The 22,238-nt window shown below is 57.5% G+C and carries 26 protein-coding genes; 11 read left to right on the forward strand and 15 right to left on the reverse strand.

Annotated features, from left to right (window positions below; genetic code table 11):
• Positions 1-3: 3 nt before the first annotated feature.
• The 3 genes from modB to PMI36_RS03795 form a co-directional block, all read right to left on the reverse strand.
• The gene (modB, locus tag PMI36_RS03805; RefSeq protein WP_008075410.1) at positions 4-684 is read right to left on the reverse strand and encodes a molybdate ABC transporter permease subunit; all 681 of its coding nucleotides are present in this window, start codon (positions 682-684) and stop codon (positions 4-6) included.
• Complete coding sequence (gene modA / locus PMI36_RS03800) at positions 685-1,443, reverse strand: molybdate ABC transporter substrate-binding protein (RefSeq protein ID WP_008075411.1); 759 nt, start codon at positions 1,441-1,443, stop codon at positions 685-687. It abuts the gene before it with no gap.
• 217 nt (positions 1,444-1,660) lie between these two features.
• The gene (locus PMI36_RS03795) at positions 1,661-2,725 is read right to left on the reverse strand and encodes an NAD(P)H-dependent flavin oxidoreductase (RefSeq protein ID WP_008075412.1); all 1,065 of its coding nucleotides are present in this window, start codon (positions 2,723-2,725) and stop codon (positions 1,661-1,663) included.
• Between the two features lie 160 nt (positions 2,726-2,885).
• On the opposite strand from PMI36_RS03795, the gene acuI reads away from it, so the two are divergent.
• Both acuI and PMI36_RS03785 read left to right on the forward strand, forming a co-directional pair.
• Entirely contained in the window at positions 2,886-3,869 is a 984-nt protein-coding gene (gene acuI / locus PMI36_RS03790; protein ID WP_008075413.1) for an acrylyl-CoA reductase (NADPH), read from the forward strand.
• A 53-nt stretch (positions 3,870-3,922) separates the two neighbouring features.
• Positions 3,923-4,411 (forward strand): GyrI-like domain-containing protein, encoded by a 489-nt coding sequence (locus tag PMI36_RS03785; protein WP_008075415.1) that lies wholly within the window; start codon positions 3,923-3,925, stop codon positions 4,409-4,411.
• Here the strand turns inward: PMI36_RS03785 and ada are convergent.
• From ada to PMI36_RS03765, 5 genes are all read right to left on the reverse strand, one after another.
• Complete coding sequence (gene ada / locus PMI36_RS03780) at positions 4,375-5,448, reverse strand: bifunctional DNA-binding transcriptional regulator/O6-methylguanine-DNA methyltransferase Ada (RefSeq protein ID WP_008075416.1); 1,074 nt, start codon at positions 5,446-5,448, stop codon at positions 4,375-4,377. The genes PMI36_RS03785 and ada overlap by 37 nt on opposite strands.
• Positions 5,449-5,535: 87 nt before the next feature.
• Positions 5,536-6,216 carry a DNA oxidative demethylase AlkB gene (gene alkB, locus PMI36_RS03775; protein WP_008075417.1) on the reverse strand — a complete coding sequence of 227 codons (681 nt, stop codon included), beginning with the start codon at positions 6,214-6,216 and terminating at the stop codon, positions 5,536-5,538.
• Positions 6,206-6,916: a 2OG-Fe(II) oxygenase gene (locus tag PMI36_RS03770; RefSeq protein ID WP_008075418.1), complete on the reverse strand. Its 711-nt coding sequence runs from the start codon at positions 6,914-6,916 to the stop codon at positions 6,206-6,208. Before PMI36_RS03770 ends, alkB begins: the two co-directional genes overlap by 11 nt.
• A gap of 127 nt (positions 6,917-7,043) precedes the next feature.
• Positions 7,044-7,214 (reverse strand): hypothetical protein, encoded by a 171-nt coding sequence (locus PMI36_RS31645; RefSeq protein ID WP_162130638.1) that lies wholly within the window; start codon positions 7,212-7,214, stop codon positions 7,044-7,046.
• A gap of 28 nt (positions 7,215-7,242) precedes the next feature.
• On the reverse strand, positions 7,243-7,545 hold the full coding sequence (locus PMI36_RS03765) for a DUF1883 domain-containing protein (RefSeq protein ID WP_007900033.1): 303 nt from the start codon (positions 7,543-7,545) through the stop codon (positions 7,243-7,245).
• Positions 7,546-7,757: 212 nt separating this feature from the next.
• Here PMI36_RS03765 and PMI36_RS03760 point away from each other — a divergent pair, with 212 nt between their 5' ends.
• Positions 7,758-8,114, forward strand: a complete 357-nt coding sequence (locus PMI36_RS03760; protein WP_008075420.1) for a hypothetical protein — start codon at positions 7,758-7,760, stop codon at positions 8,112-8,114.
• 72 nt (positions 8,115-8,186) lie between these two features.
• The gene (locus PMI36_RS03755; RefSeq protein WP_007935641.1) at positions 8,187-8,417 is read left to right on the forward strand and encodes a hypothetical protein; all 231 of its coding nucleotides are present in this window, start codon (positions 8,187-8,189) and stop codon (positions 8,415-8,417) included.
• 177 nt (positions 8,418-8,594) lie between these two features.
• On the opposite strand, the gene PMI36_RS0129935 is transcribed toward PMI36_RS03755, so the two are convergent.
• The gene (locus PMI36_RS0129935) at positions 8,595-8,876 is read right to left on the reverse strand and encodes a lipoprotein (RefSeq protein WP_032830692.1); all 282 of its coding nucleotides are present in this window, start codon (positions 8,874-8,876) and stop codon (positions 8,595-8,597) included.
• 139 nt (positions 8,877-9,015) lie between these two features.
• The gene (locus tag PMI36_RS03750; RefSeq protein WP_007900038.1) at positions 9,016-9,204 is read right to left on the reverse strand and encodes a hypothetical protein; all 189 of its coding nucleotides are present in this window, start codon (positions 9,202-9,204) and stop codon (positions 9,016-9,018) included.
• 281 nt (positions 9,205-9,485) lie between these two features.
• Here PMI36_RS03750 and galU point away from each other — a divergent pair, with 281 nt between their 5' ends.
• The gene (gene galU / locus PMI36_RS03745) at positions 9,486-10,325 is read left to right on the forward strand and encodes a UTP--glucose-1-phosphate uridylyltransferase GalU (RefSeq protein ID WP_007900040.1); all 840 of its coding nucleotides are present in this window, start codon (positions 9,486-9,488) and stop codon (positions 10,323-10,325) included.
• Positions 10,326-10,454: 129 nt separating this feature from the next.
• Positions 10,455-11,813, forward strand: coding sequence for a glutathione-disulfide reductase (gene gorA / locus PMI36_RS03740; RefSeq protein WP_008075423.1), 1,359 nt, complete (start codon positions 10,455-10,457; stop codon positions 11,811-11,813).
• On the opposite strand, the gene PMI36_RS03735 is transcribed toward gorA, so the two are convergent.
• Entirely contained in the window at positions 11,810-12,829 is a 1,020-nt protein-coding gene (locus tag PMI36_RS03735) for a DNA-binding protein (RefSeq protein WP_008075424.1), read from the reverse strand. The two genes, gorA and PMI36_RS03735, sit on opposite strands and share 4 nt — an antisense overlap.
• 177 nt (positions 12,830-13,006) lie before the next feature.
• Between PMI36_RS03735 and PMI36_RS03730 the strand changes: the two genes are divergently transcribed.
• The 3 genes from PMI36_RS03730 to ahpF all read left to right on the forward strand — a co-directional run bounded on the left by PMI36_RS03730 (position 13,007) and on the right by ahpF (position 16,361).
• Positions 13,007-13,945: a site-specific integrase gene (locus tag PMI36_RS03730; protein ID WP_008075425.1), complete on the forward strand. Its 939-nt coding sequence runs from the start codon at positions 13,007-13,009 to the stop codon at positions 13,943-13,945.
• 137 nt (positions 13,946-14,082) lie between these two features.
• On the forward strand, positions 14,083-14,646 hold the full coding sequence (ahpC, locus tag PMI36_RS03725) for an alkyl hydroperoxide reductase subunit C (protein ID WP_007900047.1): 564 nt from the start codon (positions 14,083-14,085) through the stop codon (positions 14,644-14,646).
• A gap of 125 nt (positions 14,647-14,771) precedes the next feature.
• Complete coding sequence (ahpF, locus tag PMI36_RS03720; RefSeq protein WP_008075426.1) at positions 14,772-16,361, forward strand: alkyl hydroperoxide reductase subunit F; 1,590 nt, start codon at positions 14,772-14,774, stop codon at positions 16,359-16,361.
• A gap of 142 nt (positions 16,362-16,503) precedes the next feature.
• On the opposite strand, the gene gloA is transcribed toward ahpF, so the two are convergent.
• Positions 16,504-17,025, reverse strand: coding sequence for a lactoylglutathione lyase (gene gloA, locus PMI36_RS03715; protein ID WP_008075428.1), 522 nt, complete (start codon positions 17,023-17,025; stop codon positions 16,504-16,506).
• Positions 17,026-17,181: 156 nt separating this feature from the next.
• Here gloA and PMI36_RS03710 point away from each other — a divergent pair, with 156 nt between their 5' ends.
• Positions 17,182-17,685: a DUF4946 domain-containing protein gene (locus PMI36_RS03710; RefSeq protein WP_085990046.1), complete on the forward strand. Its 504-nt coding sequence runs from the start codon at positions 17,182-17,184 to the stop codon at positions 17,683-17,685.
• A 173-nt stretch (positions 17,686-17,858) separates the two neighbouring features.
• Here the strand turns inward: PMI36_RS03710 and PMI36_RS03705 are convergent, their stop codons facing one another.
• From PMI36_RS03705 to PMI36_RS03695, 3 genes are all read right to left on the reverse strand, one after another.
• The gene (locus PMI36_RS03705; protein ID WP_008075430.1) at positions 17,859-18,224 is read right to left on the reverse strand and encodes a histone-like nucleoid-structuring protein, MvaT/MvaU family; all 366 of its coding nucleotides are present in this window, start codon (positions 18,222-18,224) and stop codon (positions 17,859-17,861) included.
• Positions 18,225-18,457: 233 nt separating this feature from the next.
• Complete coding sequence (locus tag PMI36_RS03700; protein ID WP_008075431.1) at positions 18,458-19,993, reverse strand: EAL domain-containing protein; 1,536 nt, start codon at positions 19,991-19,993, stop codon at positions 18,458-18,460.
• A 103-nt stretch (positions 19,994-20,096) separates the two neighbouring features.
• Positions 20,097-20,969, reverse strand: coding sequence for a LysR family transcriptional regulator (locus PMI36_RS03695; protein WP_008075432.1), 873 nt, complete (start codon positions 20,967-20,969; stop codon positions 20,097-20,099).
• 275 nt (positions 20,970-21,244) lie between these two features.
• Between PMI36_RS03695 and PMI36_RS03690 the strand changes: the two genes are divergently transcribed.
• Positions 21,245-22,192 carry a DMT family transporter gene (locus PMI36_RS03690; protein WP_008075433.1) on the forward strand — a complete coding sequence of 316 codons (948 nt, stop codon included), beginning with the start codon at positions 21,245-21,247 and terminating at the stop codon, positions 22,190-22,192.
• The last annotated feature ends 46 nt before the right edge of the window (positions 22,193-22,238 follow it).

The following is a 22,238-nucleotide window of genomic DNA, read 5'->3' on the forward strand; positions in this document are numbered from 1 at the left end:
CGATCAGCTCCAGACCGCTTTGGTTTTACGGCTGGAGTAGAGCGCCAGCAATACTGCAAACGAGAACACCAGCATCGACCCGGCCAGCCAATGAGCCTGGGCGTATTCCATGGCTTCGACGTGATCGTAGATCTGCACCGAGACCACGCGAGTCTTGTCGGGAATGTTGCCGCCGATCATCAGTACTACACCGAACTCGCCAACAGTGTGGGCGAAACCGAGAATGGCCGCGGTGATGAAACCGGGGCGGGCCAGCGGCACAATCACGCTGAAGAACGTGTCCCAGGGATTGGCGCGCAAGGTTGCAGCCACTTCCAACGGGCGAGTGCCGATGGCGGAAAAAGCATTTTGCAGTGGTTGGATCACGAACGGCATCGAGTACAGCACCGAGCCGATCACCAACCCCGCAAAACTAAAGGTCAAGGTGCCGAGCCCTAGCGATTGGGTGAACTGGCCGACCCACCCGTTAGGACCGAGCGCCAGCAACAAATAAAAGCCAATCACCGTGGGCGGCAGTACCAAGGGCAGGGCGACGATCGCCCCGATCGGGCCGCGCAGCCAGGACTGGGTACGCGACAGCCATAACGCAATCGGAGTGCCGATGACCAACAGGATCACGGTCGTCAGGGACGCCAGTTTGAGAGTCAGCCAGATGGCGGAATAATCGGCACTCGATAGCGTCATTTAGAGTTGGTAACCGTAGGATTTGATGACAGCGGCGGCTTTCGGACCTTTGAGGTAGTCAACCAGCGCCTTGGCGGCCGGGTTGTCCTTGCCCTTATTGAGGATTACCGCGTCTTGTTTGATCGGGTCATGCAGATTGGCCGGAACGATCCAGGCCGAACCGCTGGTGACTTTGCCGTCTTTGTAGATCTGCGACAAGGCCACAAAACCGAGTTCGGCATTACCAGTGGATACGAACTGGTAGGCCTGGGTGATGTTCTGGCCTTCAACGATCTTGTCTTTGACCTTGTCGGTCAGCCCCTGTTTGGCCAGCACTTGAGTGGCAGCCAGGCCATACGGGGCGGCTTTCGGGTTGGCGATGGACAGATGCTGATACTGATTGTCGCTCAGCACCTTGCCCTGGGCGTCGACATAACCGTCCTTGGCCGACCACAGCGCCAGGGTGCCGATGGCGTAAGTGAAGCGCGAGCCTTTGACTGTGTCGCCTTCGGTTTCGAGTTTTTTCGGGGTGATGTCGTCTGCCGAGAGGAACACTTCGAACGGCGCACCGTTCTTGATCTGGGTGTAAAACTGGCCGGTTGCACCAAAGGAGGTGACCAGTTTGTGCCCGGTGTCTTTCTCGAAATCGGCCGCGATGGCCTGGATCGGCGCGGTGAAGTTGGCAGCAACGGCGACCTGGACTTCATCCGCCTGGGCTGACCCGAAAGCGAACACGGTGAGCAGGCACGCGGGGGCAATACGTGAGGCACGAATGGTCATGAAACGGCTCCGTGGTAGGCGAGATGAAACGCTATATAGCGGAATATATAGCGAATTGCCTGTAAACGGAACTTGTCGGATGCAAAGTGCAGGTTGGTACTGAATGCCGTTGGAACCTGTGGGAGCGGGCTTGCTCGCGAAGACGACGGTACAGTCAACATTGATGTCGCCTGACACACCGCCTTCGCGAGCAAGCCCGCTCCCACAGGTTTGGCGTCTAGCGGTGGGTTAACTTGGCCAACGCCTCATCCGCCAACCGCCGGGTCAGCTCTGCCGAAGTCATTTCAACCCCCAACGTAAACGCCTGCCCGGCCCAAAGGCTGCTGAAATCCGCTTCCCCTTTGGCCCGCAACGGCATCAACGCACCGCCCGCCAGAGGGAACGCCGGCGCCTTGGCGCTCATCGGCCCCAGCTCACGCATCACCCGATTGAGAATCCCGCGTGCCGGGCGCCCAGTGAAAATGTTAGTCACCGCCGTATCGCTTTCCTTGGCCGTGCGTAACGCCTTCTGGTGAGACGCGCTGACCTTGGCCTCCGGCGTGAACAAATAAGCCGTACCCACCTGGACCGCCGAAGCGCCCAGCAGAAAAGCCGCCGCAACACCTCGCGCATCTCCAATCCCGCCCGCCGCAATCACCGGCACTTTCACCGCATCGACGATTTGTGGCACCAGGGCAAATGTCCCTACCTGGCTACTCAGGTCATCACTGAGGAACATCCCCCGGTGACCGCCGGCCTCGTAACCCATGGCGATGATCGCGTCGCAACCATGCTGTTCCAGCCAGATGGCCTCTTCGACGGTAGTTGCCGAAGAGAGAATTTTCGCCCCGGTCGCTTTTACCCGATCCAGCAGGGATTTTTCCGGCAGGCCAAAGTGAAAACTCACCACTGCGGGACGAAACTCTTCGATCACTTCGCAGGCCGCGTTATCGAACGGAGCGCGATTGGACACCGGTGTCGGCGCGTCGAAGTCGACACCCAATTCCCGGTAATACGGTTCCAGCAGATTTTTCCAGTCCCGGGCGCGTTGCTCATCGGGTGCCGGAGGTTGATGGCAAAAGAAATTGACGCTGAACGGGCGCTGGGTGTGTTGGCGAATCGTTTTCAGCTCCTCGCGCAATTGCTCGATGCTCAGCATCGCGGCGGGCATCGAGCCCAGGCCGCCAGCGTTGCTCACCGCAATCACCATGGCCGACGTTGTCGCGCCGGCCAAGGGGCCCTGGATGATCGGCAGTTCGATCCCGAGCAGGTCAAGAATGCGGGTGTCTGGCCATTGACTCATGTGCAGTGTTCTCCGACGTCGGTAGAAGCGAGTTTGTATCAGCAATGACTGACCCAAGGCCAGTCGAGTTTGAGGATTGGCTTAAAGTCGGCTACGGCGATGTGTTTTCATGTGTTATTTCAACAGCACGACAACTGAGCGATTCCATCGGGAGGCAGTGATGTTCAAAGGCATTTTGATCGACAAGGACGACAACGGTTACCGGGCCACGCTGCAAGAGATCAGTGACGATCAATTGCCTGAAGGCGATGTGACCGTGCGCGTGGCGTACAGCACGCTGAACTTCAAGGATGGCCTGGCGATCACCGGCAGCAGCCCGGTGGTGCGAAAATTCCCGATGGTGCCGGGGATCGATCTGGCAGGCACTGTCGAAGTCAGCGGTCATCCGGATTACAAGGTTGGTGATCAAGTCCTGCTCAATGGCTGGGGTGTGGGCGAAGGACACTGGGGCGGATTGGCGCAGAAAGCTCGCCTGAATGGCGACTGGCTGATCCCGTTGCCTAAAGCATTCACCGCCGCGCAAGCGATGGCCATCGGCACGGCCGGCTATACGGCGATGCTGAGCATCCTGGCGCTGGAGCACAACGGCGTGAACCCCGATCAAGGCGAAGTGCTGGTGACAGGCGCCAACGGTGGCGTAGGCAGTTTCGCCATCGCGCTGCTGAGTAAACTCGGCTATCGCGTGGTGGCGTCCACCGGTCGTACCTCCGAGCACGACTACCTCAAGCAATTGGGCGCCAGCGAAATCATCGATCGCAGCACATTGTCAGAACCGGGCAAACCGTTGGCCAAGGAGCGTTGGGCGGCGGTGATTGACTCAGTCGGTAGCCACACGCTGGCCAACGCTTGCGCCAGCACTCGGGCCAACGGCACTGTCGCTGCCTGCGGTCTGGCACAAGGCATGGACTTCCCGGCCTCCGTTGCACCGTTCATTTTGCGCGGTGTGACCCTGGCCGGCATCAACAGCGTGACCCAACCCAAAGCCAAGCGAATACTGGCCTGGAATCGCCTGGCCAAGGATCTGGACTTTGCCTTGCTGCCGCTGATCAGTCACGAAATCGGCTTGAGTGAAGCCATCGACGCGGCCCAGCGCCTGCTTGCCGGCCAGTTGCGCGGTCGGGTGGTGGTCGACGTCAATCGTTGATCGTCTTCGCGCCAATCAAACAGACAAACTATAGAAACAAGGAAATAGCGACAATGGATGTAAAGCTGCGTGAAGTGCTGTCCTTTAGCGTCTCGGGGTTGCAGGTGCGAACCCTCAATGCCGCAGAACAGCAGCCAGATACCGCGCGTATCGGGCCTATGTGGGAACAATTTTTCGTCGAGGACGTTTTCGACAAGATCGCCCACAAACAGCCGGATTCCTTTATGTACGGCGTCTATTCCAGCTACGAGTCCGACGCTTCGGGCCACTTCGATGTAACCGCGGGTGCAGCGGTCACCGCGCCCTCCGAGGACTTTGCGCAGATTCAGGTTGAGGGCGGCGATTACCTGGTGTTCAGCGCCAAAGGGCCGATGCCCGACAGCGTCATTCAGACGTGGGGCCTGATCTGGGCTTACTTCGAGGATAACCCGCAGGTTCGCCGCAAGTTCGCCACGGACTTCGAGGTCTACACCGGCCCGGAGACCGTGGCGGTCTACATCGGCATTCAGGACTCAGCCGCGTTTTCGCGTTCAAGCAACTGACGCTTGCGCTCCACACCCCAGCGATAGCCCGACAGGTTGCCGTCGCTGCGCACCACGCGATGGCAAGGGATCGCCACCGCCAGGCTGTTTGCGCCGCAGGCCTGGGCCACGGCGCGTACGGCTTTGGGCGCGCCGATGCGCTGAGCGATATCGGCATAACTGGCGGTGCTGCCAGCGGGAATCTCCCGCAGGGCTTGCCACACCCGCTCCTGGAACGCCGTGCCGCGTACGTCCAGCGGCAAGTCCAGGCCGAGCGCCGGGGCTTCGATGAAGCCCACCACTTTAGCGATCAACTGCTCGAACTCATGATCGGCGCCAATCAGGTTGGCGCGCCGAAACTTGTCCTGCAGGTCACAGACCAATTGATGCGGGTCGTCCCCCAACAGAATCGCGCAGACGCCGCGCTCACTTTGCGCCACCAGAATCGCTCCCAGAGAACACTGGCCGACGGCAAAACGAATATCGTTGTTCTGCCCGGCCGCACGGTAATCGCCGGGCTTCATGCCCAGCACTTGATCCGCGGCCTCATAGAATCGGCTGTTGGAGTTGAATCCGGCGTCATACAGCGCGTCGGTGACCGTGCCTCCGTCCGCCAGGCGCGCACGAACCTTGCGTGAACGATGGGCGGTGGCGTAGCCCTTGGGCGTCAGGCCGGTGATGGCCTTGAACACGCGATGGAAGTGGAAACTGCTCAGGCCGGCTGCGTCCGCCAGTTCATTCAGCGCCGGCAACGTCTCGGCGGATTCGATGTGACGGCATGCGGCGGCCACGGTTGTGGCGTGCTGTGCGGCGACGTCGCTTTGATCCTTCGCGGCTCGTTTGCTGGGACGATAACCTGCCGCCTGAGCTTGCTCGGCGGTGTCGAAGAACTCGACATTCTGCGGTTTCGGCAAACGCGCCAGGCTGCTGGGGCGGCAGTAGATGCCGGTGGTTTTCACCGCATACACAAACTGCCCGTCGGCGCGGGGATCGCGTGCGACCACGGCAGCCCAGCGAGGATCGTTTTCGGTGGCGATATTTTTCGAATGAGTTGTCATGGCTTCATGTCCGTTGACCCGTTTCATGCAGATTAACCAGCCGGCAGAGACGCTACACTCCGGGTCTTGCGGTTGAATTCAACGGTTTCATCCTGCGGTACGAAAGGTGAAGTTGATCCGTTGTTCGCCCAACTGAGGGTGATAACCCTGCTTGATCGGCAATACGCCGTGATAACGCAAACGGTCGACGCCGCCCCAGACCACAATATCGCCGTGCAACAGCGGCACGCGTTGGCTGTTGGCGCTGCGTTCGAAGCCACCGAACAGGAACGTCGCCGGCAACCCCAAGGACACCGAAACGATGGGAGCCGCGTAGGAATCTTCGTTTTTGTCCTGATGCAACGACATTCTGGCACCGGGAATATATCGGTTGATCAGGCAGGAATCCGGTACGAAATCCATAAAGCCTGCCTCTCGCGCCGCCGCTTGCGCCAGCTCGAAAAACACCTCGGGCATTTCAGGCCAAGGGTCGCCAGTCTGCGGATCATTGCGGGTGTATTGGTAGCCGCTGCGGTCAGTCGTCCAGCCCCAGGTGCCGCAACTGCTCAGTGCCACCGACATGGTAAAGCCGCCGGGCGTGACCATCTGCCGAAAGGGCGCGGCTGTCAGAACCGCCTCCAGTGCCGGCAGCAATCGCTCGAGCCAAGGCAGGGCGAAACCTCTAAGGACGTAGGATTGTTCGCCGATTTGCTCGCACCTGGGTTGTTGCTCGGGTTCGGCGTCGGCAAACAGATCGAAGGTGATAGGGCTCATGGGGTCATAGCGCATCGTGAAAGATGATTCCAAGGGTATGCCGTTTTCCACTGTGCAGGCGACTCACGCCGTGACGCATCGTTACTCGGTAATAGCCGCGAACACCTTTTACCGGACGCTGATTCACAGCAAAAATCAGCGCGTCGCCTTTCTTCAGGTCGATGACTTGCGGGCGCGACTGCATCCGCGGACGTTGTTCAGTCAGCACAAACTCACCGCCGGTAAAGTCTTCCCCCGGTTCTGACAGAAGAATCGCCACTTGCAGCGGAAAGACGTGTTCGCCGTACAGGTCCTGATGCAAACAGTTGTAGTCCTGCGGCCCATATTGCAGCAACAAAGGTGTCGGGCGTTCCTGACCTGCGGCATGACAGCGCTGCAAAAACGCTTCGTGCGATTCGGGGAAACGGGTCGGCAGGCCCATGGATTCGTACCAGCGATTGGCGATTGGAACCAGTCGAGGGTAAAGCGCGCTACGCAACCGGGCTACCGGATCCGGCAACGGGTACTTGAAGTACTTGTATTCACCACGGCCAAAACCGTGGCGAGCCATCACCACTTTGGAGCGAAAGGGCTCGGGCCGGTCGTACAGCGCGCTTATTTCATCGCAGGTCTGATGGCCTAAAAACGACCGGATTAGCGCGCAGCCATCTTGATCGAGTTGCTGCGCAAGCGCGCCCCAGTCGAGGGCATCGTGGTGAATCGGGTCGGTAAACAAGGGTTCTGCCTCCTTGACCAAAAGGTCGAGGCGGTCAGTTTAGTGAGCGTTGCGGGAGTGGGCACTCCGGCGCTTGCGGTCGAATTCGAAAGGGGAGCAGACGTCCATGTTGTCGCTCCAGATCGCTTTACAGCGCTTTGCTCACGCTGATCTCGCTGATGACATCTTCAGTCTGGCCATGAATGACGTCGAGTGCGGCCTTGGCTTCTGCTTCCGTGCCGTTCTCCAGCTGGGCGAATTCAAAGCGGCGCTCGCCGTTGAGTTTGTATTTGATGACGTACTTGGTCGTCTGGGCCACGGTCATACCTGCCTGTTTGGGTGTGGGCTCAGCTCAGTTTCGAGCTGGAGCGGCGGATGATCTTGATCGAGTGCGTCAGGGTCGGTTTGCGGGTCACGCTGATCGGCCGGCGATTGACCGTGTCGATGGTGATGTTCCAGAAACCGGTGCTCGGCGCAGTGATGCGGGCCGGGAAAGTGTCGAATGCGCCGCCGTGGTAAGTATGACGGCCGCCATTCTTGAAGCTGCGGAAGTTGGCGTCGTTCATCAAGCGGATGTTGCACATTTGGGAGCACTGGATGACGACGATGTCGTCTTCGTTGAGGTGCTCGCGCTGGTGGATAAATTTCATGAGGCGCCTCCAGAAGGGCTTTTTCTACAAAATCAAAACGATAGCATGGGCGATTGGCGCAGTTTATCAGCCCGAACAGGTTATTATCCGGCTCTCGAGGTGCGCTTTGACAATTAAAAACAGTTATACGGAATTCTATGAGCGATAAAAGCAGTGAGCCTCGGAGAAAACCAGCATTTGTGCTGTCGGAAGGTCTTTATCGGAGGTTCTGTATGAAGTGGGGAGTTCTGGTCGGGCCGTTGGCGTTGGCAGTGGGTGGATGTGCGAGTGTCTCGGACATCAATGAGACACTGCCCACCATGAGCGTGATATCAGGCAAGAATCCCCATGAGTACGCCCAATGCCTGGTCGAAAAGCTCGCCGATAGCCGTGGAGCCCTGCAAGTCGAACCGCAAAAGGAAGGCGTGCGAGTTATCGTGCCGCAAAAGTTCTCGTCGGGGCCGGCCGCCGTATTTGAAATTGAAGACCGCTCTGGCGGCAGCAGCATCAAGCTGCATGAGCGCATCTCCAATGTGCCATTGCGCCCATGGGATGTACGCAATGCCGCCACCGCATGCATATCCGGCTGATAAACTACCCCCAGTCAGCATCGATGCCGTCAAAGTTGCACTTTGACGGCATTGTCATTTCTGGAGTCAAGCATGAAGCGAGAGCAGGTGCGGGAGCGCCATGCAGAGGGTCATATCTCTGCCACCCACGTGATTCAGAACCCGGCAAACCCGGGGGAGTGGATCGTGTTTTTCAAGAAAAGCGCCGGGCGCAGTTTTTTCCTGGTGGATGACAACGATGAAGTCGAATCCTTCAGTCGTCTCGACGATTTGATCGAGACCGTGCGCGGGCTCGGGATCAAATTCGCCGAAATTCATATGTAGGGCAGGGCGAGCCCTAATCCCGGTAAGTCAAGACACTGAACCTGTGGGAGCGAGGCTTGCCCGCGAAGAATACACCGCGGTTTCTCAGGTATTACGCGTCATCGTTCTTCGCGGGCAAGCCACGCTCCCACAGGATTTGCGTAGCTCAAGTTTCTTAACTTACCGGCATTGGGAGAGCTACTTGCAGACCACTACCACACTGCGGTTCTTGTAGTTGCCGATGTCCGCGCCCAAGGTCTTGTCGCTTTCCTGGGGTGACGGGGTGCCGTCGGTACCGACGATCCGATAACCGGTGCCAGCGCAAGAGGCATCGGCTTTTTCGTAGCAGGAGGCCCAGGCGTTGGCTTCCCCGGAGCAGTCGATGCTCAGGCCTTGTTCGCCATTTTTCAGGTAAGTCGTTTCGGACGTGGCGCAGCCGCTCAGGGCCAGGACTGCAATCAGTGGCAAAAATTTATTCATGTCGTGGTGATCGTCGGTGATGGGGGCTAAAGGCTGTGACAGCGGTGGCATCGAAAGATTGTAGCGAATGGCCACTTCTCTGCAGATAATCACAAAAAAGCCCTGCACAAAGGCAGGGCTGCGTCGTGTCAGGTTCAGCTCAAGGCTTGTCCTTGCCGCGCCGCTTGGGGCCTGCGGGTTGATCCTGCAACACCGATGCCACTTCAATCGCCAACGCTTCTGTAGGGAACGGCCCGGCAATATTTTCGCCGCCGACGCTGTCTACCCACCACTGGCCGTCTTTTGCCTGATTGATCAGGTACCCGTTAACACTTTTTGCTGCCGACATCTATCTGCCTCGTTGGCTGGTTCAATCGCGCAATGATAGCGCCAAATGCCCTCAACGGGTGCCTATGGTGTAGGGTGTGGCGGATTGTCTTTCGGATGATGACCGCGCAGATCTGCCGATCCTCTGCTATCTATAAGAGGTTGTGCAATGTATCTGCGGAACTATCCATCAGAATATTTCTCTATGATGGCATCGGTTAGCCAGCGCGGGGCATTGTAAGGTGCACGCCGCCTGATTAGACTGCGCCGAAACTCGTACACACAGCCCTTTCAAGGACTTATATGATCAAGAAATGCTTGTTCCCAGCAGCCGGTTACGGTACTCGCTTCCTGCCAGCGACTAAAGCCATGCCCAAAGAAATGCTGCCGGTGGTAAACAAGCCACTGATCCAGTACGGCGTCGAAGAAGCACTGGATGCCGGGTTGACCGAAATCTCCATCGTCACCGGTCGTGGCAAGCGCGCTCTGGAAGACCACTTCGACATCAGCTACGAGCTGGAAAACCAGATCAAGGGCACTGACAAAGAGAAATACCTGGTCGGTATCCGCAAACTGCTCGACGAGTGCTCGTTCTCCTACACTCGCCAGACCGAAATGAAAGGCTTGGGCCATGCGATTCTGACCGGCCGTCCGCTGATCGGCGACGAACCGTTCGCCGTGGTACTGGCGGATGACTTGTGCGTAAACCTGGAAGGCGACGGCGTACTGACCCAGATGGTCAAGCTGTACAAGCAGTTCCGCTGCTCGATCGTTGCCATTCAGGAAGTCGACCCGCAAGAAACTCACAAGTACGGTGTGATTGCCGGTGAGATGATCCGCGATGACATCTACCGCGTTCACAGCATGGTTGAAAAACCAAAGCCTGAAGATGCGCCGTCGAACCTGGCGATCATCGGTCGCTACATCCTGACCCCGGACATCTTCGACCTGATCGAACAAACCGAGCCAGGCAAGGGCGGCGAAATCCAGATCACCGACGCCCTAATGAAGCAGGCACAAAACGGCTGCGTCATGGCCTACAAGTTCAAAGGCAAGCGTTTCGACTGCGGTGGCGCCGAAGGCTACATCGACGCGACCAACTTCTGCTTCGAGAACTTCTACAAGACTGGCAAGGCTTACTGATAGCGCTTGAGCTGCTTGTATTGAAAAGCCACCTTCGGGTGGCTTTTTCATTTTCCGGCCCCACATAGTTTGCAACGCTTGCCCAAAGGCCGCTCGCAGGTATGCTGGTGGCCTGCCGAGGAGATAGAAATGGCCTACGATTTTGACCTGTATGTGATTGGCGCCGGTTCCGGCGGTGTGCGGGCTGCGCGGTTTGCGGCCGGTTTTGGCGCGAAAGTCGCCGTGGCCGAGAGCCGCTACCTGGGCGGTACGTGTGTGAACGTCGGCTGCGTGCCGAAAAAATTGCTGGTCTATGGCGCACACTTCGCCGAAGACTTCGAGCAGTCGCAAGGCTTCGGCTGGACCCCGGGTGAGGCGAATTTCGACTGGGCGACGCTGATCGCCAACAAGGATCGCGAGATCAATCGCCTGAACGGCATCTATCGCAATCTGCTGGTCAACAGCGGTGTGACCTTGCATGAAGGCCATGCGAAAATCGTCGATCCGCATACCGTCGAGTTCGATGGCAAACGCTACACCGCCAAAAACATCCTGATCGCTACCGGTGGCTGGCCGCAGATCCCGGAGATTCCGGGGCACGAGCACGCGATCAGTTCTAACCAGGCGTTCTTCCTTAAAGAGCTGCCAAAGCGCGTTCTGGTGGTCGGTGGTGGTTACATTGCGGTGGAGTTTGCCGGGATTTTCCACGGGCTGGGTGCCGAGACCACGCTGTTGTATCGCGGTGATCTGTTCCTGCGTGGCTTCGATGGTGCGGTGCGCAAGCATTTGCAGGAAGAGCTGACCAAGCGCGGCATGAACCTGCAATTCAATGCCGACATCGAACGCATCGAAAAGCAAGCCGATGGCAGCCTGAAAGCCACGCTCAAGGACGGTCGTAAGCTGGAGGCGGATTGCGTGTTCTACGCCACCGGTCGGCGTCCGATGCTCGACAACCTTGGGCTGGAAAACACCGGCGTCAAACTCGACAAGAAAGGCTTTGTCGAGGTCGATGAGCAGTATCAAACCGCAGAGCCATCTATCCTGGCTCTGGGCGATGTGATCGGGCGAGTACAGCTCACGCCGGTCGCGCTCGCGGAAGGCATGGCCGTGGCGCGGCGTTTGTTCAAACCCGAGCAATATCGTCCGGTGGATTACAAGATGATCCCGACCGCCGTGTTCAGCTTGCCTAACATCGGCACTGTCGGCCTGACCGAAGAAGAGGCGCGGGAGGCCGGGCATGAGGTGGTGATCTTCGAAAGCCGTTTCCGGCCGATGAAGCTGACCCTGACTGAATGCCAGGAACGAACCTTGATGAAACTGGTGGTGGACGCCAAGACTGACAAGGTCCTGGGCTGCCACATGGTCGGTCCGGAGGCTGGCGAGATTGTTCAGGGGTTGGCGATTGCGCTGAAGGCCGGCGCAACCAAACGTGACTTCGACGAAACCATCGGCGTGCATCCGACTGCCGCCGAAGAGTTCGTCACCATGCGTACGCCGGTCGCGAGTTAATCGTCCTTACGTGGCGCTGATGCGTCTGGCCCTGTCGCAACGACAGCGGCCAGGCGCGCGCTTTCATCCAGGCTTGCCTGCAACTTGATCAGTTCAACTTCCAGCGCTTTGTTGATGTGCGACTGCTCGTCGATGTTCTGCTTGAGTGACTGGCTTTCCAGCATGGCAATGCGCAAGCGTTCCTGGAGGAGGGTGCGTTCGCTGTCGATACGGTTGATCTGGTCCAGCAGCTGATCCTGTCGGCTATTGGTGTGCTTGAGTTGCTCTTGCGACAGGCTCAACTCTCGCAGCGTTCCGCGGTTTTCCGTCAGTAAGCGCTCGTTGTCGCGATGCAGTTGGGTGATTTCATCCTGGCGAACCAGTGCGCTTTGCTGCGCCTGACGCAACTCCATCTGAATCTGCTGCACCTGACCTTCGTGGCGGCGCTGTTCCTGTTCGCGCTGGTCTTTGACGGCATTGCGGTAGTGTTCCAGTGCCTCACGAGCGTGCAGGTGCTTTTCTTCCAGCGAGCGAATCTGCTCATCCTTGTCTTGCAAGCGTAATTCGAAATCTGCCAGCGCCTGGTTCAATCCGGCATTGCGGGTTTGTTCGCTTTGCAGCATGGAGCGGGTGTCATGCAGTTCTGCCGATTCCTGGGTCAGTGCCAGACTTTGAATTTCGTATTGCTGGTGCAATTCGATATTGGCCTCACGGGCCTCGTGCAACTGGGTATCCAGCTCTTTTCGTTGTTGCTCGAACTGTGCGCGTGCCTGGTCGATGGGTTCTTGCGCCTGTTCTTTCAAGCGTTGCGCCAGGCGCGACACCAGGCTTGTCAGCTCATCGTCGATAGGCTCGGAAGGTGTTTGTGCGGGCTCAGCGCCGTCATCGAGCTCCTTCATATAGCGATGGATTGTGGTTTTTGAACCGGTATTGCCCATCTCGATCCGCACCGCGTCGATGCTTGGGTGTTCGCCCCGGGCGAGGATTGCTGAGCGTGCCGCTTGCACCAGTGCCTTGTTTACGCCGCCACGTGCCATGTGTTCTCCTACGATTTGATACTGTGGTACGTACCACTAATATTCGCAATGTACCATGATATGAATAAAGTTTAAATTCTGTGATTCATCATGCGGGATATACTGGTATTACCCCGTGTGATGCGCTGTAATCCGGGTTTCACCCGCTACAGCGGTACGTTTTCGAGAACTGAGCCCATGACCGATCTGGATCGCTACCTGCAAGCCGCCACCCGCGACAACACCCGTCGCAGCTATCGCGCGGCCATCGAGCATTTCGAGGTCAGTTGGGGTGGGTTCCTGCCGGCGACCAGTGACAGCGTGGCGCGCTATCTCGTGGCTCATGCGGGCGTGCTGTCGATCAATACTTTGAAGTTACGTTTGTCCGCGCTGGCGCAGTGGCACAACAGTCAGGGTTTCGCCGATCCCACCAAGGCGCCCGTGGTGCGCAAAGTGTTCAAGGGCATTCGCGCGCTGCACCCGGCGCAGGAAAAACAGGCCGAGCCATTGCAGCTTCAGCATCTGGAGCAAGTGGTGGCCTGGCTGGAGCAGGAAGCGCAAACCGCCAAGGCGCAGGGCGATCAACCGGGTTTGCTGCGGGCCAGACGCGACACGGCGCTGATTCTGCTGGGCTTTTGGCGCGGTTTCCGTAGCGATGAGTTGTGTCGCGTGCAGATTGAGCATGTGCAGGCCAGCGCCGGCTCAGGCATTACCCTCTACTTGCCTCGCAGCAAGAGCGACCGCGAGAACCTCGGTCAGACGTACCAGACGCCAGCCTTGCAGCGTTTGTGTCCGGTGCAGGCCTATATCCAGTGGATCACTGAAGCGGCGTTGGTCCGCGGGCCGGTGTTCCGAGGTATCGACCGCTGGGGCCATTTGAGCGAGGAGGGCTTGCATGCCAACAGCGTGATCCCGTTGTTGCGCCAGGCGCTGGAGCGTGCCGGCATTCCGGCCGAGCACTACACCAGTCACTCCTTGCGTCGTGGCTTTGCCACTTGGGCCCATCAGAGCGGTTGGGATTTGAAGTCGTTGATGAGTTACGTGGGCTGGAAGGATATGAAGTCCGCCATGCGCTATGTTGAATCCAGCCCGTTTATCGGGATGACCCGCATCGCTGAAAAGCCATTGACGCTGTAGATCACGTTTTCTTCTATTAATACTGTCGGCTAATAGCGAAAACCAATCAGCAGCATCAGGTTTGCCAATGAGCCAGCCGGCGATCGACTGGGTAGGATTCACCCATCAACTTCTTAACCCCTGACGGAGAGTCATCGATGCCTATCATCAACAGCCAAGTTAAACCGTTCAAAGCTGACGCCTTTAAAAATGGCGACTTCGTAAAAGTGTCGGACGCTGACCTGAAAGGCAAGTGGTCTGTCGTGTTCTTCTACCCAGCTGACTTCACCTTCGTCTGCCCGACCGAACTGGAAGACCTGGCTGACAACTACGCCGAGTTCCAGAAGCTGGGCGTCGAAATCTACAGCGTTTCCACCGATACCCACTTTGCCCACGCTGCCTGGCACAACACTTCGCCAGCGATCGGCAAAATCCAGTACACCATGATCGGCGACCCGACTCACGCTATCTCCCGCAACTTCGACGTGCTGATCGAAGAAGCTGGTCTGGCTGACCGTGGCACCTTCGTGATCAACCCTGAAGGCCAGGTCAAAATCGTTGAACTGAACGACGGCGGTGTAGGCCGTGATGCTTCCGAGCTGCTGCGCAAAATCAAGGCTGCTCAGTACGTTGCTGCTCACCCGGGCCAGGTTTGCCCAGCCAAGTGGAAAGAAGGCGAGGCCACTCTGGCTCCGTCCCTGGACCTGGTCGGCAAGATCTAAGTCTGTGACGCGCTTCATCAGGGCGGAACTCCGCACCTCCTAAGTAAGCTGCACCGCCCTCAAAAACGCCCGGGCGAGATTCGCTCGGGCGTTTTTTTTCGACACGAATAAAGGAAATCGCCCGTATGTTGGACGCCACTCTTAAAGCCCAGTTGAAATCGTACCTGGAACGGGTCACCCAGCCGATCGAGATCGTTGCATCCCTCGATGACGGTGCGAAATCCCAGGAAATGCTCGCATTACTCAAAGACGTTGCCAGTCTTTCTACCCAGATTACTTTGCTCGACAACGGTGACGATGCACGTAAGCCATCGTTCTCGATCAACCGCCCGGGAGCCGACATCAGCCTGCGTTTCGCCGGCATCCCGATGGGCCACGAATTCACGTCCTTGGTGCTGGCTCTGTTGCAAGTCGGCGGCCACCCCTCGAAGGCCAGTATCGAAGTGATCGAACAGATCCGCTCGCTCAAAGGCGAGTTCAACTTCGAGACTTACTTCTCGCTCTCCTGCCAGAACTGCCCGGACGTGGTCCAGGCGTTGAACCTGATGGCTGTGCTGAACCCGAACATCCGCCACGTCGCCATCGATGGCGCGCTGTTTCAGGCTGAAGTCGACGAGCGCCAGATCATGGCCGTCCCAAGCATTTACCTGAACGGCGTTAACTTCGGCCAGGGCCGCATGGGCCTGGAAGAGATCCTCGCCAAGATCGACACCAGCGGCATCGAGCGCCAGGCCGAGAAAATCAGCGCCAAAGAAGCCTTTGATGTACTGGTCGTCGGCGGTGGCCCGGCCGGTGCTTCGGCGGCGATCTACGCTGCTCGTAAAGGCATTCGCACCGGTGTGGCGGCGGAACGTTTTGGTGGTCAGGTGCTCGACACCATGGCCATCGAGAACTTCATCTCGGTGCAGGAAACCGAAGGGCCGAAACTGGCCGTGGCGCTGGAAGAACACGTCAAGCAGTACGACGTGGACATCATGAACCTGCAACGCGCCGACAAGCTGGTGCCAGGCAAAAATGGCGCGCTGCACGAAATCCATTTCGCCAGTGGTGCGTCCTTGAAAGCCAAGACCGTGATTTTGGCGACCGGCGCCCGGTGGCGTGAAATGAACGTTCCCGGTGAGCAGCAATACCGCAACAAGGGCGTGGCGTACTGCCCGCACTGTGATGGTCCGCTGTTCAAAGGCAAGCGTGTGGCAGTGATTGGTGGCGGTAACTCCGGCGTTGAAGCGGCCATCGACCTGGCCGGTATCGTGTCCCACGTGACTCTGCTGGAGTTCGACGTACAACTGCGCGCCGATGCAGTATTGCAGCGCAAGTTGCACAGCCTGCCGAACGTTACGGTGATCACCAGTGCGCAAACCACTGAAGTGACTGGCGATGGTCAAAAGGTCAACGGCCTGCGCTACAAGGATCGTCAGTCGGACGAGTTGCGCACTGTCGAGCTGGAAGGAATCTTCGTGCAGATAGGTCTGTTGCCTAACACCGATTGGCTCAAAGGCACCATCGAGCTGTCGCCGCGTGGCGAGATCATCGTCGATGCCCGCGGTGAAACGTCGATGCCTGGCGTGTTTGCGGCCGGTGACGTGACCACCGTGCCGTATAAGCAGATCGTGATTGCGGTGGGCGAGGGCGCCAAGGCTTCCCTCAGTGCATTCGATCACTTGATCCGCACCTGCATAAACGCCGACGCCGAAAACACAAAACCCCATGAGTGATCATGGGGTTTTTTGTGTCTCATACATTCCAAATTGTGGGAGCGGGCTTGCTCGCGAAGGCGGCCTGTCAGCCAGCATCACTGCTGAATGACACACCGCTTTCGCGAGCAAGCCCGCTCCCACAGGGGATTGGTGATGGGACTTACATCGGTGCCGGCTGAATGATCTCGACCCAGTAACCATCCGGATCCTTGATGAAGGCCAGGCTCTTCATGCGGCCGTCGTTCAGGCGTTTCTGGAAATCGCAGCCCAGCGCTTCGAAGCGCTCGCACGCGGCACGAATGTCCGGTACCGAAATGCAGATATGGCCGAAGCCGCGTGGGTCGGTGTTGCCATTGTGGTAGGCGAAATCCGCGTCGTTCTCAGTGCCGTGGTTATGGGTCAGTTCGAGAATGCCGGGAATCGATTTCATCCACTCGGTGCGAGCCGCGGCATCGGCCGGGATCTGGTTTTTATCGACCAGCGCCAGGAAATACAGGCTGAACTCGGCTTCCGGAAAATCGCGTTTCTCCACCAGCGAGAAACCCAGGACGCGGGTGTAGAAATCCAGCGACTTGGTAATGTCCTTGACCCGCAGCATGGTGTGGTTGAAGACGAACTTCTGGGTGGCGGTGTCGGGTTGTGCAGTCACACCGGGAAATGTATTGAGTTCGTGCAGGCTCATGGGGCCCTCCGGAAAATCCAAGAATGGTCACAATGATACGCAAGGGCTCCGGCATCGCCAAACCAAAACCGCAGGCTTGCCTGACAGCCGGGTGAGGCTCAGACTTTACGGCTCAATTCGTGAGTGTTCATTGCAATGACCCGATTCTGTCAATCGATGTTCGTCCTGATGTGTCTGCTTTCAGGTGTTACCCCCGTTTATGCAGAGGCTCCGGTCGTGATTTGGCCAAGCGGATGGACTGTCGAGGCTATTTCGCAAGATGAGGCTAAACCGCAGGTATCCCGGCAACGCGCGGTAAAAAACGACCAGGACGGTACACCGGTGATGGTGATGGAGTTGACCATGACTCAGGTAGAAAGTGGTCATCAGGTGAACCTGGAAGGCGTGCTCCTGGAAATGCGCAAGTCGGTGCAAAAGGACTTTTTTCAGAGTGGGTATCAGAGCGTTTGCACTAAAATTCACCCGACTACCTTAAGCCGGCTATCGGCGCTGGAAACTACCTGCACGATTACGCAGAACGGTCGACATGTGCTGTCTCAAACATTGGTCGCTGCGGTTGACGCCGATAAGGCCTATGTTCTTTCTTATGCGGGGCAGGCAGAGGTTTATAAGGCAAGTCAGGACGACATAGCGGCGGCTCGAAACAGCTTGAAACTTTAGTTTAAGGTTTGCGTATCAGTAGATTTCAGCGTGTTCGGCATTTTTTAGATAGCCAAAGGGATTAAGCATAAAGTTCATCGGAATGTAACGAGTTGATCGGCGACTTTCGTTGCATTTAGACGCTGTCGATGAAAAAGCCCTGCATTGCAGGGCTTTTTTATGATCGCGAGTGCTTAGCCTCGCAGCCAGGAATCAACGGTGGCAGCCCCGTATTGTTCCTTCCAGGCTTTCAGGCCGCGATGATTGCCGCCCTTGGTTTCAATCAGTTCACCGGTGTGCGGGTTCTGATACACCTTGACCACGCGAGCGCGGCGGGTTTTAGGCGCTGCTGCCTGCTGCAGGCCGGATTTTGCCGGGTTTGGATCGAGGATGGCGATGATGTCGCGCAAGCTCTTGCCGTAGGTTTTCATCAGCCCCTGGAGCTTTTCTTCGAATTCGATTTCTTTCTTGAGCCCGGCATCGTTCTTCAGCGATTCCAACTGCTTGAGCTGTTCTTGAAGGGCCTTTTCAGCTGCACGGAATTCAGCGAGTCTGGACAATATCTTTACTCCAATAGTGTGTTTGGCTGATACCAACCGCAAACAAAGCTATAAGCCAAGAGCCTTGAAGCGACTCGGTGATAATGGCGCACCTGCCAGTTCTGCGCAGGCATGAAAAATTGTAGTAGTTAATTGGCCAAGAGTAAATCCTGACTTTTTCTTCATGTAACAAGAGTAGTCTTTTGATTCAATTTGGTGCGCATCTTCATGGCTTCGCCCCTTAGAGCGGTTAGTTAACGATCACTTAATGCTCTAATGAAGTCTGCGCCGGGCATCGGCCGACCAAACAGATAACCTTGCAGGAAGTTCACGCCGTGGGCCGTCAGATAGTCACTCTGTTCTACGGTTTCCACGCCTTCGGCGACAATACCCAGATCGAGTTTGGCCGACAGTTCGATGATGCTGTCCAGAATGTGTCGGGACAGGGCGTCAACGCCAATCATGGAGACAAAGCTCTGATCGATTTTCAGAAAGTCCACATTGAACTGACGCAAATAACCCAGGCTTGAGTGACCCGTTCCGAAGTCATCGATCGCGATCATCACGCCCAACCCGTGAAGCTGCTCGAACAATAGCAGGGTGATGGCTGTCGGCTCGATGAGTTCGCGTTCGGTCAGCTCCAGCACCAGGTTGATGCTGCCTGGGGCGAAAGCGCTGAGGAATTCACGGCAGTCTTCGACCAGTTCCAGATCCCGGCAGTGACTGGCGGTAATGTTGATGCCAATGTGAAACGGCCTGTCGAACGAGGTCGACAGGGGAGCCAGCAATGCGCAGGTCTGTCGCATCAAGGAGCGAGTCATCGGCACGATCAGCCCGGAATGTTCGGCAAACGGGATGAACAGATCAGGGCGTACCAGGCCTTCTTTGGGATGTTTCCAGCGCATCAATACTTCGGCGCCGGACCACTGCTTATTGTCACCATGCACCACGGGCTGAAAATACGGAATGAACTCTGCTGCCTCCAGCGCCCGCTGCATTTCACGGCTCGGCGACGTCGAACGCTTCTGCAGGACATGCCCGATCGAACCTGATACCACACCGAAGAACATCAACAGACTGAACAGCGGCGGGTACTCACTGCGCATGTAACGCCAGGTTTCTCCTTCGGGGAAACCGGCAGCCACGGTAAAGGCATATCGCGTAGACATCAGCGTGTTTTGCGCCACCGGAAAAATGGGCAGGGCGTCGTTGTGGACTTTGCCGTCGGCGGACAGCCAATTAGGGCCTACTTGCAGCAACAATAATGTTTTGCGACCGATCAGGCGCAGCACGTTACTCAGGTGATAACCGTCCAGCGTGGTCAATGCGCCCAGGTTCCCTTCATTCAGCCGATACACCAACAACGCGGTATTGGGCGTGACTGGATTGCCGTTCATGAGCCATAGCTTGCCTTGGGTGTAATCGCCGGGATTGATCTTTTCCTGATATTCACCGAACAACGAACTGCAATAGAGGGTGGTGTTCCATACAAGGTTGGTCGAGCGCACGAACGGCCGGCGGGTGACTTGTTCACGCAGGGCCAGTTTGACATCGTTGCAATTCTGGCCGGCCAGAGGCAGTAGTTCTTGCGCCGCTAGTGCGGTGTTGTCGAGCATCAGCTCGAATTGGCGAACGGCTTCTTCGCCAGTCAGTTCAGTACTTTGCTTGAGCGTACGTTCAGCCTGCAGATAGAGGATGGCGACCCCCAACGCCACCGGGAGCAGCGCGCTCAGAACGGTCACGACGATCCGGGTACCGCGTTTGCGGCGACTTTTGACGTTCAATGGCATTCGCAAATCCATCGCGATAAAAGAGGGCTCTCAAAGGCTGGCAGGGCGACACGCCTCCCAGAAGAGTTCAGCGATGATAGTTGGCCGACAGCACTTATGCCGTTCAATGATCATTCAGGCTTGAAGCCAGTTTGATAAAGGCCAGCGTCGCAGGTGATGACTGACGCTGATCGAGCACCGCCAGCCCGACTTGGCGGCTGACCGGTGGCGACAGCGGTTTTTTCACGTAGCGGTTGTCGTTGTGGTCAGGCAAAGAGCCTTCGGCGACAACGGTCAGGGCGTCGCCACGGCCTACGGTGTCCAGCGTGCTGAGCAACTGCGAACAGCGATAGCGAATGTTCGGCGTCAACCGCGCCGCATTAAATAGGCGCGACACCAGTTCCGAAGAGCCAGCTTCGGTCAGCACAAAAGGGTCGTGGCATAAATCGCTCAAGCTCAAACTGTCGCGACCGGCCAACGCATGGTCGGCAGGCAGCAGCGCGACCATCTGGTCTTCGATCAGCCCAAAAGTGTCGAAACGCTCCAGGGGCAACACCACGAAGCCGATATCGATACGTCGCTCTTCCAGCCACTGGATCACTTGGCGATCCGGCCCTTCATCGATGTGAACCTCGATGCCCGGGTGTGCGGCGCGGTAATGCTGCAGGATTTTTGGCAGCAGTTTGATCGATGAAGTCGGGCCGAACGAGCCGATGCGCAGGGTGCCGCGTTTCATTCCGCGAGCATCCGCCGCTTCCTGGCGCAACGTGTTGGCCAGCCCGAGCATCGCCCGAGCGCGTAGTAACAGCTGCTGGCCGATGTCACTCAGCTCGACCTGGGACTGATGCCGACGCAGCAGTTCTACACCCAGTTCCTGTTCCAGCGACTTGAGCGCGTGGGACACCGCGGATTGGGAAATCTCCAAACGATGGGCCGCCGCCGTGAAGCCGCGCAGCTCGGCCACCAGCGAGAAAATCTCGAGTTGAGTCAGGGTCATGAGTATTTACTCATTTTACGATGATTGGGTATTAACCGAATGATACGGCATGTGCCGAGGCCAGTCGCAATCTGTAGCAGCTGGCGAAGCCTGCGTTCGGCTGCGAAGCAGTCGTGAATCCGGCTAATGCGGGCTGCCTGACGTGCCGCAGATCCCTGATCTTGCGACTGCTGCGCAGCCGAACGCAGCCTCGCGGGCTCGGCAGCTGCTACGGGTGCCCTATGGCTTAACTGACTGGTTATGCCATGTACCCGATTTCTGATGGTGGAGACTTGATGACTACGTACGAACAGACACTTGCGAAATCTTCCGATGTACCGGTTTATCTGAAACTGGCTGCGGTCACCATGATCTGGGGCGGGACGTTCGTTGCCGGGCGATTTCTGGCCGACAGTCTCAGTCCGTTGTTGGCCGCGAGCCTGCGGTTCTTGCTGGCGAGTATGGCGCTGCTGCTGTTTTTATTGCTGGCGCGTGTGCCTTTGGTGCGCCCCAGCCCTCGACAATGGCTCCAACTGACGCTGCTGGGGTTCTTCGGCATCTTCTTCTACAACCTGTGCTTCTTCTACGGGCTGCATTACATCAACGCGTCACGGGCATCGTTGATCGTGGCGTTGAATCCGGCCGTGATCGGCCTGGCGTCGTGGCTGCTGTTCAAGGAACGACTGAGCCGGGCGAAAGTGACCGGTATTGCGATCTGCATTGCCGGAGCCAGTCTGGTGATCGTCAGTCGCAATCCGCAATTGCTGGCCGGTGGTACTGATGCCTGGATCGGCGATCTGTTGATCTTCGGCTGCGTGCTCGGCTGGGGCATTTATTCTCTGTTCTCCAAAGGCCTGAATCAAACGTTGGGGCCGGTGCAGACGGTGACATACTCGATTTTGCTGGGCACGCTGATGCTTTGGGTGACCAGCGCCGTGCGTGGTGAGCTGAGTGTCGCGGCGCTGGCTGGCCTCGGCACGCAACAATGGTTGAGCCTGCTGTACCTGGGCGTACTGGGTTCGGCATTGGCCTATATTGGTTATTACGACGGTATCCGCAAAATCGGTGCGACGCGTTCGGGTGTGTTCATCGCCTTGAACCCGCTGACCGCCGTTCTGTTTGGCGCATTGTTGCTGGGTGAGCAATTGACACGGGTGATGTGCCTGGGCGGCGGGCTGATCCTGGCGGGGATTTTTCTGTGCAACAAACCGCTTGCGCACGCTACAAAAAGGGGGATTTTATAAGAAGGCGGACAAACTGATTTACGCTGTGTAGAATCGGGTTACGCAT

This window comes from Pseudomonas sp. GM79 (assembly GCF_000282495.1).
Taxonomy (GTDB): Bacteria; Pseudomonadota; Gammaproteobacteria; order Pseudomonadales; family Pseudomonadaceae; genus Aquipseudomonas.

Bases quoted from the DNA above. Each gene is read 5' to 3' on its own strand.
- modB (WP_008075410.1), bottom strand. From the start codon at position 684: ATGACGCTATCGAGTGCCGATTATTCCGCCATCTGGCTGACTCTCAAA.
- modA (WP_008075411.1), bottom strand. From the start codon at position 1,443: ATGACCATTCGTGCCTCACGTATTGCCCCCGCGTGCCTGCTCACCGTG.
- PMI36_RS03795 (WP_008075412.1), bottom strand. From the start codon at position 2,725: ATGAGTCAATGGCCAGACACCCGCATTCTTGACCTGCTCGGGATCGAA.
- acuI (WP_008075413.1), top strand. From the start codon at position 2,886: ATGTTCAAAGGCATTTTGATCGACAAGGACGACAACGGTTACCGGGCC.
- PMI36_RS03785 (WP_008075415.1), top strand. From the start codon at position 3,923: ATGGATGTAAAGCTGCGTGAAGTGCTGTCCTTTAGCGTCTCGGGGTTG.
- ada (WP_008075416.1), bottom strand. From the start codon at position 5,448: ATGACAACTCATTCGAAAAATATCGCCACCGAAAACGATCCTCGCTGG.
- alkB (WP_008075417.1), bottom strand. From the start codon at position 6,216: ATGCGCTATGACCCCATGAGCCCTATCACCTTCGATCTGTTTGCCGAC.
- PMI36_RS03765 (WP_007900033.1), bottom strand. From the start codon at position 7,545: ATGAAATTTATCCACCAGCGCGAGCACCTCAACGAAGACGACATCGTC.
- PMI36_RS03760 (WP_008075420.1), top strand. From the start codon at position 7,758: ATGAAGTGGGGAGTTCTGGTCGGGCCGTTGGCGTTGGCAGTGGGTGGA.
- PMI36_RS03755 (WP_007935641.1), top strand. From the start codon at position 8,187: ATGAAGCGAGAGCAGGTGCGGGAGCGCCATGCAGAGGGTCATATCTCT.
- PMI36_RS0129935 (WP_032830692.1), bottom strand. From the start codon at position 8,876: ATGAATAAATTTTTGCCACTGATTGCAGTCCTGGCCCTGAGCGGCTGC.
- PMI36_RS03750 (WP_007900038.1), bottom strand. From the start codon at position 9,204: ATGTCGGCAGCAAAAAGTGTTAACGGGTACCTGATCAATCAGGCAAAA.
- galU (WP_007900040.1), top strand. From the start codon at position 9,486: ATGATCAAGAAATGCTTGTTCCCAGCAGCCGGTTACGGTACTCGCTTC.
- gorA (WP_008075423.1), top strand. From the start codon at position 10,455: ATGGCCTACGATTTTGACCTGTATGTGATTGGCGCCGGTTCCGGCGGT.
- PMI36_RS03735 (WP_008075424.1), bottom strand. From the start codon at position 12,829: ATGGCACGTGGCGGCGTAAACAAGGCACTGGTGCAAGCGGCACGCTCA.
- PMI36_RS03730 (WP_008075425.1), top strand. From the start codon at position 13,007: ATGACCGATCTGGATCGCTACCTGCAAGCCGCCACCCGCGACAACACC.
- ahpC (WP_007900047.1), top strand. From the start codon at position 14,083: ATGCCTATCATCAACAGCCAAGTTAAACCGTTCAAAGCTGACGCCTTT.
- ahpF (WP_008075426.1), top strand. From the start codon at position 14,772: ATGTTGGACGCCACTCTTAAAGCCCAGTTGAAATCGTACCTGGAACGG.
- gloA (WP_008075428.1), bottom strand. From the start codon at position 17,025: ATGAGCCTGCACGAACTCAATACATTTCCCGGTGTGACTGCACAACCC.
- PMI36_RS03710 (WP_085990046.1), top strand. From the start codon at position 17,182: ATGTTCGTCCTGATGTGTCTGCTTTCAGGTGTTACCCCCGTTTATGCA.
- PMI36_RS03700 (WP_008075431.1), bottom strand. From the start codon at position 19,993: ATGCCATTGAACGTCAAAAGTCGCCGCAAACGCGGTACCCGGATCGTC.
- PMI36_RS03695 (WP_008075432.1), bottom strand. From the start codon at position 20,969: ATGACCCTGACTCAACTCGAGATTTTCTCGCTGGTGGCCGAGCTGCGC.
- PMI36_RS03690 (WP_008075433.1), top strand. From the start codon at position 21,245: ATGACTACGTACGAACAGACACTTGCGAAATCTTCCGATGTACCGGTT.